Source organism: Mucilaginibacter inviolabilis (genome assembly GCF_011089895.1).
Taxonomy (GTDB): Bacteria; Bacteroidota; Bacteroidia; order Sphingobacteriales; family Sphingobacteriaceae; genus Mucilaginibacter; species Mucilaginibacter inviolabilis.
This window is the reverse complement of record NZ_JAANAT010000001.1, coordinates 3,158,559-3,172,367: the sequence shown is the minus strand read 5'-3', so window position 1 is coordinate 3,172,367 and position 13,809 is coordinate 3,158,559. Positions and strand designations below refer to the sequence as shown.

The following is a 13,809-nucleotide window of genomic DNA, read 5'->3' as shown; positions in this document are numbered from 1 at the left end:
GTTACTTGAAAATAAAAGAGCGGATAGTGTCCGCTCTTTTATTTTATGGAGGGCTATATCAATAGATATATGTATCTTGTAGGCTTAAACAAAAACTTAGCCTTTTCATGAAAAAGTCCCCCTTAATTCTTATCTGCTTGTGTCTTTTAACTGTATTCAGTGCAAAAGCACAAGACACCTACCAACCCGGTTTTGCGATATTAAATGACGGAACGCGCATAAGCGGGCTCATTTCTGTATATGATACAGACCCTTGGTTTAACCAGCGTTTTATTTTTTTGAAAGATTCAGCTGCAGTTGCCGCAAATCCGAATAAAGATATCACTGCAAAAAAATACACTGCCAGTGAACTTAAATACTACAAGATTGGCGACCGAACGTTTACAAAAATCCATTACGTGGATCTGCAAAATTTGCAGGTAAAAAGCCTTGGTTCAAATGATCATATGCTGGAGATATTAGCCCTGGGCAGAATTAACGCCTACCGGTTTTATCCCTACCCGCAAGAGGCCTTTGCAAGCCTGGTATCTGAAGAGGAGGTGAGGCAGCAAATTAAACGTGATCACGACAATAAAATTAAAAATTGGAAATTCCTCGTCCAGAAAGATAATCAGGATAAATATGACAACATATTTGACACTAATCTGCAGAAATACTTTGAAGACACCCCGGAAGTACTGGAAAAATACAAAAAGGGCGAATACGGCAACGAACCGATATCTGAAAAAAAGGGTTTAGCCGCAAGAATGCTGAGCATGGCCAAAAAAGCAACTTACATGCCTATGAAATGGGAAGGATTAGTAGCCGCCATACAAGATTACAATCAAAAAAATGCCAAATAAATAGCTTACCATGCAATGGGTAGTTCAATTGCCGACTACCCATTGCATGATAATGGTTTAATCATTTCAACAAACCCAGCAATCCCTCAATATCCAATCTGCGGGTATACATACCCAGGTTACCGTTCTCATCCATTGGCCACTGTTCTTTTGGTCTGTCCCAGTATAATTCCACGCCGTTTTTATCAGGGTCATCTAAATATATAGCTTCGGATACGCCATGATCAGAAGCCCCGGTGATCTGGTATTTGGCATCTATCAAGCGTTGCAGCGCTACCGCCAGATCTTTCCGTTCCGGGTATAAAATAGCGGTATGGTATAAGCCGGGAGCATATTCAGGTGCAGGAGGCGCCCCTTTGCTTTGCCAGGTGTTGAGGCCAATATGGTGATGATACCCTCCGGCTGAGATAAAAGCAGCCTGATCGCCATAGGCAGCCATTTTTTCAAACCCCAGCAAGCCACAATAAAAATCAAGCGAACGCTGCAGATTGCTCACCTTTAAATGCACATGGCCAATACGCGTTTGGACAGGAATTTTATAATCGTTCATTAATTTACATGTTTAAACATCAAATTTAACTATTATTGCGTTTACAATTGTTGAGCTATTGTAAAACAAGTTGATTACGCAGGTTATTACACAAACCTAATCAACTTTAAAGCTCATCAACGCGCAATTAAAAATAATTACCTTTGCAGCATGATTGTTAAATCGGCCGAATTTATTTGCAGCAATACCCAGATATCCAAACTGCCGCCACCGGTAAAGCCCGAATATGCTTTTATCGGGCGCTCAAACGTGGGCAAGTCGTCGTTGATCAACATGCTCATGGCAAAAAAAGGATTGGCAAAAACATCGCAAACACCGGGAAAAACACAGCTGATTAACCATTTCTATATCAATGAGAGCTGGTATATTGTCGATCTGCCGGGTTACGGCTATGCCAGAGCTTCCAAAACCGAAAAAGCCAAATGGGATAAGTTTATCCATACCTACCTGGACAAACGCGAAAGCCTGCAATGCGTGATGGTTTTGATAGACAGCAGACTGGAACCGCAAAAAATCGACCTGGAGTTTTGTAACTGGCTTGGCGAAAAAGGCTTATCATTTGTACTGGTATTCACCAAGGCCGATAAGCAATCAAGCATCAAAACTGATCAAAGCATCGCCAAATTTAAAAAGGCCCTGTTGGCTACCTTTGAGGAAGCGCCGCAATATTTCGTAACCTCATCAGAAACCCAATTAGGCCGCGAGGAGATTCTGGCTTTTATAGATACGATTAATAAGGAATTTGTAATACCACATTTTGAACCAAGAGATTAACAATGAAAAAATACCTTTCATTAGTAACATTTGCACATACCATTTTCGCTATGCCATTTGCCTTTATCGGCTTTTTTTTGGCGGTTACCACTACACAAAATCATTTCGACTGGCGCAAACTGGTACTGATGGTACTCTGTATGGTATTTGCCCGCAATTCAGCTATGGCCTTTAACCGCTATCTGGACCGGGATATCGACGCGCAAAACCCTCGAACTAAACAGCGCGATATTCCTGCAGGACGCATCAGCGCTTCGTCGGCTTTAACTTTTACGTTGGTTAACTGCGCGTTATTTATCGTGGCTACCTGGTTTATCAATCCACTGTGCTTTTACTTATCCCCGGTGGCTTTATTTGTGGTGATGGGTTATAGCGCTACCAAACGTTTTACAGCGCTTTGCCATTTGGTATTGGGCCTGGGTTTATCGCTGGCTCCTATCGGCGCTTATTTGGTAGTAACAGGAGCATTCGCCTTAACACCTTTATTCTTTTCGCTTTCAGTTTTGTGCTGGGTGAGCGGCTTTGATATTATTTATGCCCTGCAGGATGAAGATTTTGATCGCAGCTTGAAATTGCACTCCATCCCAGCCTATTTAGGAAAGGTGAATGCCTTAAGACTGTCGACCTTTTTACATGTGCTCTCAGCTGCCTTTATTATCATGCCGGTACTTTTTACGCATGTAGGCTTTCTGTATTATATAGGTATCGTATTCTTTTGTGCTATGCTTATTTATCAGCACCTGCTGGTAAAGCCCAATGACTTAACCAGGGTAAATTTTGCCTTTATGACCACCAATGGTATAGCCAGTGTAGTATTTGCAGCATTATTTCTACTAGATAGAATATGGATTCATTAATCGCACTCAACCGATTCAGAGATCATATCCAAACATTCGTTCCGCTTACCGATGCGGAGTGGCAGCTTTTAGTGCCCTACCTGGAGGTAAGCATACTTAAGAAAAAGAAAAACTTTGCTGAGCCCGGCAAAGTATGTAACCATATCGGCCTAGTGATAAAAGGCTCTGTACGATTTTTTCACGTGAAAGATGGCGAAGAGATCACCGGCTATTTTTGCTTCGAAAACGAATTCATCAGCTCATACAAAAGTTTTTTAACGCGTCAACCGGCCATTAACTATATACAGGCATTGGAAGACAGCGTATTGGTTACGCTTAACTACAACGACACACAACAACTTTATGCTGATGATCTGGTAGGCCACAAAATGGAACGCATATACAGGCTTGTTGCAGAACAATACCTGATCTGCTACGAAGACCGTGTAACATCATTTATAACGCAAACTCCCGAAGAACGCTATAACAAACTACTAGAAACCGGTGGCGAAGTTTTACAACGTATCCCCCAACATTATGTGGCCAATTTTTTAGGTATAACCCCTGTTTCACTTTCCCGCATCCGCAGAAGGATCATGAAGATAAGCGCTTGATGTCTGAACCTGAATTATCGGAATTAAAGAATTAACAGAATAATAAATCCGAAACCGAACATCCCAATTACTAAATCTAAATAAATCCGACATCGAACATCCGACGTCCGAAATCTCCCTCAAATTCTTATCTTTTGTTAACGTTTTGACTCACAAAGGCAATCTACCTTTGTTATACACAAAACAAGAAAACATATGCACACTATATTAGGAGCCGGCGGCCCAGTGGCCAACGCCCTCACTCAGGAATTAATCAACAATAATGATACTGTACGTTTGGTAAGTCGCAAACCTGTACAAATAACCTCGGCCAATGTAACCTGGCAAAAAGCAGATCTTTTAAATTACGACGAAATATTACAGGCATCTCAAGGTTCAACAGTCATATACCTGTGTGCAGGCCTGGTTTATGATATAGAGGTATGGCGGCAGCAATGGCCTGTAATTATTCAAAATGTGATCAACGTAGCCAAAGCAACCGGCGCTCGACTGATATTTTTTGATAACGTTTACAGCTACGGACTGGTTAACGGTGCCATGACCGAAGATACCCCTTACCATCCCAGCAGTGTTAAAGGTCAGATACGTGTGGGGGTTGCCAACACTTTAATGGACGAAGTTAAAGCAGGCAATATCAGGGCCAGCATTGCCCGCGGGGCCGATTTTTACGGTACCGACTCGCTGAATGCCTTTTTTGATCAGATGGTGCTGAAACGCCTTTCTGAAAAATTGAGTGCCCAGTGGATTGGCAAAGCTAAAACCTTGCACAGCTTTACTTATATTCCTGACGCAGGTAAAGCCATGTTTCTGCTTGGGCAACATCCCGAAAGCGATAACCAGGTATGGCATATACCAACCGCACCCGCTATAACCGGGCAACAGTTTATTGAACTTGCCGCACGCATTTACAAAATGAAACCCAGCTTTTTCGCGGTTAATAAATTTTTATTGTGGTGCTATGGTCTTTTTAACAAAACGGTTATGGGTACGGTAGAGATGTACTACCAATATGACCACGATTACATTTTTGACTCAACAAAATTTGAAAAAGCTTTCAACTTTAAAACCACCAGTTATGAGGATGGTATCAAACATATGTCGCAAACATTATATAAAGCGTCCGTTTAAATAAATACCCAACTCAAGTGTATTATAAAACAGCACCAGGCTTAGTCCTGGTGCTGTTTTCTGCAATATTACCTTGTGATAACAATTGGTGTATTAATTGCAGCTAATTTCAGCCTAAATAATTTCATCTTTATATTATGAAAACCATATTAGCTGCAACCAATTATACCGATCTGGCCGAAAACGCCGTTGCCTGGGCCGCAGGTGTTGCCCGTTTAAACCATTATAAATTAATCCTGCTGAATGACTTCACGATTTCTGTACACGTGGAGAACGCCCGTCTTTCGGCTCAGCATGTGGAAGAAATGATAGAAGCCAACAGACTGCTTCTGGAATCAAAAGCATTATTACTGGCCGACGAATACGGCATCGAAACAGTAGCCAGAGCTACGTTCTCTTTTATAGATAATGCTATTAAAGAAATAGTTGCCGAGTATCAGCCCGAGATGATTGTGATGGGCATGGAAGAAAAATCATTGGAACAGGAGCTGTTGGGAAATACCACTACATCCATCATCAAAAAACTGCGGACCCCGGTACTGGCCGTTCCTGCTCACGTAAAGTTTAATGTTCCTAAAAAGGTACTTTTTGCCTGCGATGTACTAAACGGGGTTTCTGAAGAGATACTGGCCCAGGTTAAGGATGTTGCATTGGTTACCAAGGCTGAAATAGAAGTTCTTTTGATCAATCAAACCATAGAGGAATTGCAGGAAGCAGGTGGCGACGCGACCTCATTAAACCGCATTGATGACGGATTGGAAGGCATCGATTACTATTATAAAAACGTTAAATCCGACTCTATTATTGACGGCATAGCCAACGAGATCAAAAAGATGGGTGCCGACCTGTTAATCATGGTTCCGGAGCAGCACGGATTCTGGGGCTCCATGGTACACCGCAGCAAAACACGCATCATGGCCTCAGGTTTAAATATTCCTTTATTTTCTATACCTGCTTAAAAAAATTTCAGGTTATTGATCAGAAAGTGTCGGGGTGTAATTTTATATCTTCACGCATTCCGGTCTTTCGGACTTCCTTACTAATCTGCATATTTGCACATACGCATATCTGCATATCCAAAAATTATGATCCACAAGAAAACAAAAACATACATCCCGGCCACACTCGAAATGAAGTGGGAAAACCTGGAGCCTATTTATAAAGAACTGCTTGATCGCTCTATTAATTCCGTTGAAGAGCTGGAAAAATGGCTGCATGATAAAAGCGAATTGGAAGCTGCACTGGAAGAAGATTTTGCCTGGCGTTATATCCGTATGACCTGCGATACCACCAGCGAAGAACTGTTACAGAATTTCCAATACTTTGCTACCGAAATTGAGCCTAAAGTTGCCCCTTATAGCAACGAGCTTAATAAAAAGCTGGTTGCCAGCGAATATGTTGACCAACTGGACGGCGAAAAATATTTTATCTTTTTACGTGCCGTAAAAAAGGCTCTTGAATTATTCAGGGAAGAGAATATACCGGTACAAACCGAGATACAGGTTGAACAGCAAAAGTACCAGTCAATAACTGGCGCGATGTCTGTTCATATTGATGATAAAGAGTTTACTCTAGAGCAAGCCTCTGTATTTTTAAAAGGCACCGACCGTGCAAAACGCCAGGAAGTTTGGGAAAAAATAACCAACCGCCGCCTGCAGGACAAAGATCAATTGGACGAACTGTTTGATCACCTGCGTAAATTAAGGCATACTGTGGCTACCAATGCTGGTTTCGAAAACTTCAGGGATTATATGTTCCAGGCATTAGGGCGGTTTGATTATACTCCACAGGATTGCTATGCCTTCCATGCTGCCATTGAAACCGAAATTGTACCTATCCTGCGCGAACAGGCAGCCAAACGTAAAGAGGCTCTTGACCTGCCCCAGTTAAAGCCATGGGATATGGATGTGGATATATCCGGCAAACCTGCACTAAAACCGTTTAACAGCGGGAATGAGCTCATTGAAAAATCCATTCAATGCTTTAGCAATATTAACCGTTACCTGGGCGAGCGTCTGGAGATCATGAAGGATAATAACTTGTTTGATGTAGAGAGTCGCAAAGGTAAAGCTCCTGGTGGTTACAACTATCCACTGGCCGAAACCGGTGCACCTTTCATCTTCATGAATTCGGCCAATACCTTCCGCGATTTGACTACCATGGTACATGAAGGTGGCCACGCGGTACATACCTTCCTGACTGCCGATTTAGAGTTGAATGATTTTAAACATTGCCCATCAGAAGTAGCCGAGCTGGCTTCCATGTCGATGGAATTGATTTCTATGGATAACTGGAATGTGTTTTTTGATAATGAAGAAGATTTGAAACGCGCCAAACGCGATCAGCTTGTTGATGTATTGAAAACACTGCCGTGGGTAGCCGTGGTTGATCAGTTTCAACATTGGATCTACACTAACCCTAATCATACTGATGCCGAGCGTACCGAAGCCTGGATCAAAATATATGAGCCATTTGGTACCGGCTTTGTAGATTGGAGCGAGCATCCAGATGCCGAAGCCAATTTATGGCAAAAACAACTGCATATTTTTGAAGTGCCGTTCTATTACATTGAATACGGTATGGCCCAATTGGGCGCCATAGCGGTATGGAAAAACTATAAAGAGAACCCGGAGAAAGGCTTACAGCAATATTTGGATGCGCTAAAGTTGGGCTATACCAAAACCATTAAAGAAATTTACGAAACAGCGGGTATCAAATTTGATTTCAGCGCGGCTTACGTCAAAGAACTGGCCGAATTTGTAAAAGCCGAAATGGATAAGATCAACTAAAAAATACAGATCAAACAAAAGCCTCTCCCGCAACAGAGAGGCTTTTTTATTTGTGGTAAATCCAAAGTGTATTGTTTTGAATACAAAAAAGTCACTCGCCAACTTATCCTGATGAGGCCGGGAATGTTTGCATCTATCCTGCTCTGCTACAGCATCATGCGCTTGTCATTTATACTTTAAAACCACTACCCGGTACTCACTGGCATAACTCTTGCTCTACTTATTCATATTAAGTTATTTTGTATCTTATTGATAACCAATAAGATAATTGTCATAAAAAATTCATTATTAACTATTATTTAAACCAGCCACTCTTTTGGGAGTTAAATTAAGTATGAAAAAGATAATTTTAAGTATAACAATCATATGCTTGTTTGCAACACTAGGTTTTAGCCAGGCTTTAAAACCGGTGCAGATAGATAGCCTGGTTTCGATATCGTTACCTGCTAATTTTTTAAAGAAGGATACACTGGGTCAGCAGATCTACTCCGGCAACGGGGCTTTTGGTTATATGGTAGTTATTAAAGCTCCAAACCCGGCTAATACCAAACCACTGGATAAAGAACGTGATTTGAACCAGGTGCTTAAAAACACTGTGAATGATATCCAGAAACAATCACGTACCGGTAGTGTCATGAATTTGCGCGACACCACCGTTGGCTCTTTAAAAGCTAAAGTATTTACGCTGCGCGTTGATAACAGCAACACCACCGGCGAATCGCCGCAGTTAAGGAACTTTATCATCATATATACCCGTGAAGCTGCCTATACTATGGAGTATCTGATTCCTGAACAACGCCAGGACTTAGCTAAGGGAGAGTTAAAAGCGTTTAGCAGTTCCTTAAAAATAGCTCCTGAACTGCAACGTCATGACCAGTATATATCCGATGCCAAAGGTATTTCCTTTGGAGCCAAAATGGCCATATATGGTGGTATACCTATAATACTTATCATTGTAATGATGGTTATCCGTAGAAACAGGAGATTAGCGCTTGAAGAAGCTTAATATTAAAATTTAAATAAAAAGAAGAGGCCCGGATTTAAATCCGGGCCTCTTCTTTTTATTAGTTATGCTGAACTACATGATCCCAGAACAGGCTGCCACGATATGTTCACATCATGTTATTGCGAGGCATGAAGCAATCTCTTCGCATTCTCAACGGTAAAAATAGCTACGGGATTATTAATGTTTTATTTGTTTTTAAAGGTATTAATGAGCTCCCTCCGGTCGGTTGTCTTCGTCGTTCCTCCCCGCAATGACATAAGTGGAAAATATTTAAAGTGAAACAACGCCGGAGTGGATCCTCGCAAAACGATAACCTACTAAACTTCATTACCGTTGCCCGACAATAATTTAAAGTAAAAAACATAATTTCGCGGCCATAGTTATCTACTTACCATGAAAAAAATTGCTTTAATTACAGGAGCTACCGCCGGCATTGGTGAAGCTTGTGCCCATGTATTTGCCCGCGAAGGCTATAATTTGATATTAACCGGTCGCCGACTTGACCGCCTGGAAAAAGTGGCTCATCATTTAAATGACAAATATAATGTGGAGGTTGCGGTATCGTCATTTGATGTACGTAACCGGGAACAGGTAGTAGAGAACCTGGAAGGTTTACCTGCAGAATGGAAAAAGGTTAATGTATTGATCAATAATGCCGGCCTAAGCCAGGGACTTGATCCTATACAAAATGGTAGCTATGATGATTGGGATACCATGATTGATACCAATGTAAAAGGCTTGCTCTATGTAAGTCGCGTGGTGTCTAACTGGATGATCGGTAATGGCTTTGGCCATATCATTAACCTGGGTTCTATTGCCGGAAAAGAAGTGTACGCCAACGGCAATGTATATTGTGCTACCAAACATGCAGTTGATGCCTTAAATAAAGGTATGCGTATTGATCTGTTGCCGCATGGTATAAAGGTTACAGCTGTACATCCGGGAGCAGTGGAAACTGAATTTTCAGAAGTTCGCTTCAAAGGAGATAAAGACAGGGCTAAAAAAGTATACGAAGGGTTTGAACCTCTTGCCGCCGATGATATTGCCGAAACCATATGGTTTGTTGCCTCACGCCCGGCGCATGTGAACATCAATGATCTGGTGATCATGCCAACAGCCCAGGCCACAGCAGGTAACATATTCAGAAAATAGATGTACAGATTTTGAATGTGCAGATGTGCAAATTGATTTCGTTGAGGGCTTCGCTGTTTCAGATGTTTAGATGATGAAATAATAATTGCTATTTTCACAAATCAATAATTCGCTAATTCAATAATTCACTCATTGTAAAATGTCATTAATAAATCAAATAGATCAGGATATTAAATTGGCTATGTTGGCCAAACAGGCCGATCGTTTAAGAGGGCTCCGTGCTATAAAATCAGCTTTGTTATTAGCTAAAACCGAAAAAGGCGCAGCAGAGGAACTTACCGCTGAAGCAGAGATCAAGGTACTTCAGAGACTGATCAAACAGCGTAAAGAATCGGCCGATATCTATAAAACCCAAAACCGCGAAGATCTTTATGAAATAGAGATGGAAGAAATGAAGGTGATTGAGCCTTATCTGCCTCAGCAAATGACCCGCTTTGAAATTGAAGGTTATCTGCAGGAACTGATAAGCCGCTTAGGTGCAACATCTACCAGCGATATGGGTAAAGTAATGGGTGCTGCCAATAAAGAACTTGCTGGTAAAGCTGATGGCAAAACCATATCAGAAGTAGTAAGACAATTGCTGGGATAGTTTTAAGTTTTGAATTTCAAAAACGGAACCCAGAAGTATGTTACTGACTTAAAACTCAAGACTCGGAACTCAAGACTTAAAACTTGAGGCTCAAGACTTAGAAATTTATTACTATAATTGTTGTAACTCGTCCGTAATAAACTAATTTTATGGCGGAATAGTAGAATTTATACTGAATTTGATTTCGGTATAGAAAATTTAAAAAAATTAATATCAGAATTTTATATGGATTTCGTGCTTAAAGAGGAACACGGGTTTAGTTATATAGATGAGGGTGAAGGCGAGGTACTATTATTATTACATGGTTTAATGGGCGCCTTGAGCAATTGGGAAGAGGTTGTTGAAGAGTTCAGGCCAAAGTATCGTGTTATTTTACCTATGCTGCCAATTTATGATATGCCTCTTATAACCACAGGTGTAAAGAGTCTTTCAAAATTTATACATAAATTTATAAAGTTTAAACAGTTAAGTAACATCACGGTACTTGGTAATTCATTGGGCGGACACGTGGCTTTGATATATGTTTTGGCTCATCCGGAAAACATTAAAGCTATGGTATTAACCGGTAGTTCCGGTTTATACGAAAACGCGTTTGGAGGCTCATTTCCTCGTCGCGAGAGCATTGATTTTGTAAGAGAAAGGGTGCAATATACTTTTTATGACCCTGCCGTGGCAACCGATGAACTGGTTAATGACGTATATAAGTTAATTAACGATAGGCACAGTGTAGTAAGGTTGCTGGCCATGGCAAAATCGGCCATTCGTCATAACATGAAAGCAGATTTACATAAAATGAATCTGCCGGTATCATTAATATGGGGTAGAGACGATAAAATAACTCCACCCGATGTTGCGGTAGAGTTTAGCGAACTATTACCGAATGCAGAATTGCATTGGATAGATAAATGCGGACACGCGCCGATGATGGAGCATCCGAAGGAGTTTAACAGGTTGTTAACTGGATTTTTGGAAAAACTAAAAGTTTAATATCATGGTAGCAATTGAACTGATGGCAGACGCGATTCCGCCGGTGCACACTTCTGATACGATACAGAAAGTACTTGACCGTATGGTAGAGTTCCGCCTCAGACATTTGCCTATTGTAAACGAAGAACAGTTTTTGGGCCTTATTGCCGAGGATGACCTGGTAGGGGAGAGCGATTATCAGACCGCTGTTGGAGCATTGGCCTTATCGCAGGTAAATCCGTATGTGCTCGAAGATCAGCATATATATGATGTGATACGTATGTTTTATGAGCGTCAGCTTACCGCTATACCGGTGCTTGATGCCAAAAGAAACTACCTTGGACTTATATCCGTTAATGCCATCACAGAATATTTTGCAAAGATTACTGCAGTAGCCGAGCCGGGTGGTATCATTGTATTGGAGATCAATAATAAAAATAATTCGCTGGCTCACATGGCGCAGATTGTGGAGTCGGACAATGCCCAGATATTAAGTTCATACGTACAAACTTTCCCGGATTCTACCAAAATGGAGGTGACCCTCAAAGTAAACAAACAAGATATTTCGGCCATACTAGCTACCTTCTTGCGTTATGAGTATGATGTAAAGGCTACTTTTAACAATACTGATAATAACGATAACGCGAAAGACCGGTACGACTCACTAATGAATTACCTTAATTTGTAATTAGTTCATAGATCATTAATCATGGTTCATAGTTGATAATAAAAAAGAATAGTCGTCAACCGTTAGCTACCATGAACCATCAACCATGAACAAACCCAACCACTCAATAAATGAAGATAGCAGTTTACGGCAGACCGTTTAATGATCCGTCTGTAATACCATATATTCAGCAGGTATTTGATAACCTGGCTCAGCACAATGTCGAAATATATGTTCATTATCAGCTCAATGAATACCTGCAGGATAAAATAACCAACGTAAAATACAACGTACTTGAAAATACCGATTCCATCAAAGGGTTTATTGATCTTTTTTTAACTCTTGGTGGCGATGGTACCCTGTTGGATATGGTAACGGTAATTCGCGATTCTGGGATACCTGTAATCGGTATCAATTTTGGTCGCCTTGGGTTTCTGGCCAGTATTAATAAAAACGACATCACAGCCGCTATACATGCAGTAGTGAATAAAGAATTTTCGCTGGATTGCCGCGAGTTACTGACCATTGATTCCACCATGAAAATTTTTGGCGAGGATAACTTTGCCCTGAATGATGTAACCATTCATAAGCGCGACGATGCCGCCATGATTATTACCCATGTGTTTTTGAACGACGAGTTTTTGAACTCCTATTGGGGCGATGGTATTATTATATCCACCTCAACCGGATCAACGGCTTATTCGTTAAGTTGCGGCGGGCCAATTATCTTTCCGCAGTCAAACAGTATCGTGTTAACGCCAGTATCACCACATAACCTTAATGTGCGGCCCATCATTATACCTGATAGCAGTAAGCTATGCTTTGAGGTAGAGAGCCGCAGTGCAAATTACCTGGTATCGTGCGATTCGCGTGTGGCAGCGTTAGATCAAACTGTTAAATTTCACGTTCAGAAAGCCGACTTTCAGTTAAATTTGGTACGTTTAAATAATGAAAGTTATTTAACCACGTTACGAAACAAACTATTATGGGGCTTAGATGCCCGTAATTACTAAATTTGCTTAATGCCCAAATTTAAATTTGTAGTACTTCTATTTTTTTTATTGATATCCTATCAGTTGCGGGCCCAAACCTGGGAGGTTGGTGGTGCGCTTGGTGGTGCAGGCTATATAGGCGATCTTAATCCTAACAATCCTGTTAAAATAAGCGGCATTTCTGGGGGTGTATTTGTGGCGCGCAATTTTGATGGCTATTTTTCGGCAAAATTGAATTTTATATATGGGAAGATCAGCGCCGATGACAGTAAATCAAGCAATCAGCAATTTAGAGATCGCAATTTGAGTTTTAATGATCCTTTGAAAGAGTTGAGCCTAATTGGTGAGTTTAATTTCATGAACTATATACCCGATGCAGGTCCGCATAAATATACACCTTATATATATTCGGGCGTTGGTTTAACTGCCTATACCCCTCGCACTAATTATAACGGGCACTCCTACAGCTTGCGGAACTTAAGAACAGAAGGTGAACCATCACCTTATGGTAAAACCACCATTGTAATTCCGTATGGTGTGGGGGTAAAATATAATTTTAATAGTAAATGGACAGTTGCCGGCGATCTGGGGTACCGGTATACGATGACCGATTATCTGGATGATGTAAGCAAGGTTTATCCTAACCCGGCCCAACTGCCAAGTGACCTGGCAAGAGCGCTTTCTGATCGTTCTGGGGAGGTAGGTAAACCGCCAAATGCGATAGGTTCCCAGCGTGGCGATTTTAAATCCCGCGATACCTATTTCTTTTTAGGCTTTACCATCTCCTATACATTTGTTACACAGCGGTGTTATTACTAACTTCTATGGTTTATTGTATTAAAAACAAAATTATATTTTGTTTTTAATACAATAAAAGAATTAAATTTTTCGTTTAATATATAAA

Annotated in this window: 15 protein-coding genes; 14 read left to right on the top strand and 1 reads right to left on the bottom strand. The window is 41.0% G+C overall.

Going from position 1 to position 13,809, the window contains the following annotated elements:
- The first annotated feature begins 107 nt into the window (after nucleotides 1-107).
- Complete coding sequence (locus G7092_RS12985; protein WP_166089942.1) at nucleotides 108-842, top strand: hypothetical protein; 735 nt, start codon at nucleotides 108-110, stop codon at nucleotides 840-842.
- A gap of 61 nt (nucleotides 843-903) precedes the next feature.
- Here the strand turns inward: G7092_RS12985 and G7092_RS12980 are convergent, their stop codons facing one another.
- Nucleotides 904-1,392: a VOC family protein gene (locus G7092_RS12980; protein WP_166089941.1), complete on the bottom strand. Its 489-nt coding sequence runs from the start codon at nucleotides 1,390-1,392 to the stop codon at nucleotides 904-906.
- 150 nt (nucleotides 1,393-1,542) lie between these two features.
- Here G7092_RS12980 and yihA point away from each other — a divergent pair, with 150 nt between their 5' ends.
- The 13 genes from yihA (at nucleotide 1,543) to porG (ending at nucleotide 13,724) form a co-directional block, all read left to right on the top strand.
- Nucleotides 1,543-2,166, top strand: coding sequence for a ribosome biogenesis GTP-binding protein YihA/YsxC (gene yihA / locus G7092_RS12975; protein ID WP_166089939.1), 624 nt, complete (start codon nucleotides 1,543-1,545; stop codon nucleotides 2,164-2,166).
- A 2-nt stretch (nucleotides 2,167-2,168) separates the two neighbouring features.
- Nucleotides 2,169-3,023, top strand: coding sequence for a UbiA-like polyprenyltransferase (locus G7092_RS12970; RefSeq protein ID WP_166089937.1), 855 nt, complete (start codon nucleotides 2,169-2,171; stop codon nucleotides 3,021-3,023).
- Nucleotides 3,011-3,616: a Crp/Fnr family transcriptional regulator gene (locus tag G7092_RS12965; RefSeq protein WP_166089935.1), complete on the top strand. Its 606-nt coding sequence runs from the start codon at nucleotides 3,011-3,013 to the stop codon at nucleotides 3,614-3,616. The genes G7092_RS12970 and G7092_RS12965 overlap by 13 nt, the downstream gene beginning before the upstream one ends.
- A 195-nt stretch (nucleotides 3,617-3,811) precedes the next feature.
- Complete coding sequence (locus tag G7092_RS12960) at nucleotides 3,812-4,744, top strand: NAD-dependent epimerase/dehydratase family protein (protein ID WP_166089933.1); 933 nt, start codon at nucleotides 3,812-3,814, stop codon at nucleotides 4,742-4,744.
- 137 nt (nucleotides 4,745-4,881) lie between these two features.
- On the top strand, nucleotides 4,882-5,703 hold the full coding sequence (locus G7092_RS12955) for a universal stress protein (RefSeq protein ID WP_166089931.1): 822 nt from the start codon (nucleotides 4,882-4,884) through the stop codon (nucleotides 5,701-5,703).
- 126 nt (nucleotides 5,704-5,829) lie between these two features.
- Nucleotides 5,830-7,533, top strand: coding sequence for a M3 family oligoendopeptidase (locus G7092_RS12950; protein ID WP_166089929.1), 1,704 nt, complete (start codon nucleotides 5,830-5,832; stop codon nucleotides 7,531-7,533).
- Between the two features lie 334 nt (nucleotides 7,534-7,867).
- A complete protein-coding gene (locus G7092_RS12945) occupies nucleotides 7,868-8,539 on the top strand; it encodes a hypothetical protein (RefSeq protein ID WP_166089927.1) in 672 nt (223 codons plus the stop codon).
- Between the two features lie 393 nt (nucleotides 8,540-8,932).
- The gene (locus G7092_RS12940) at nucleotides 8,933-9,691 is read left to right on the top strand and encodes an SDR family oxidoreductase (protein WP_166089925.1); all 759 of its coding nucleotides are present in this window, start codon (nucleotides 8,933-8,935) and stop codon (nucleotides 9,689-9,691) included.
- A 139-nt stretch (nucleotides 9,692-9,830) separates the two neighbouring features.
- Nucleotides 9,831-10,280, top strand: a complete 450-nt coding sequence (locus G7092_RS12935; RefSeq protein WP_166089923.1) for a GatB/YqeY domain-containing protein — start codon at nucleotides 9,831-9,833, stop codon at nucleotides 10,278-10,280.
- Between the two features lie 225 nt (nucleotides 10,281-10,505).
- Nucleotides 10,506-11,267, top strand: a complete 762-nt coding sequence (locus tag G7092_RS12930) for an alpha/beta fold hydrolase (protein WP_166089921.1) — start codon at nucleotides 10,506-10,508, stop codon at nucleotides 11,265-11,267.
- Nucleotides 11,268-11,271: 4 nt separating this feature from the next.
- Entirely contained in the window at nucleotides 11,272-11,934 is a 663-nt protein-coding gene (locus G7092_RS12925; protein ID WP_166089919.1) for a CBS domain-containing protein, read from the top strand.
- Nucleotides 11,935-12,044: 110 nt separating this feature from the next.
- On the top strand, nucleotides 12,045-12,926 hold the full coding sequence (locus tag G7092_RS12920; protein ID WP_166089917.1) for an NAD kinase: 882 nt from the start codon (nucleotides 12,045-12,047) through the stop codon (nucleotides 12,924-12,926).
- Between the two features lie 9 nt (nucleotides 12,927-12,935).
- Entirely contained in the window at nucleotides 12,936-13,724 is a 789-nt protein-coding gene (porG, locus tag G7092_RS12915; protein WP_166089915.1) for a type IX secretion system protein PorG, read from the top strand.
- Nucleotides 13,725-13,809: the final 85 nt, after the last annotated feature.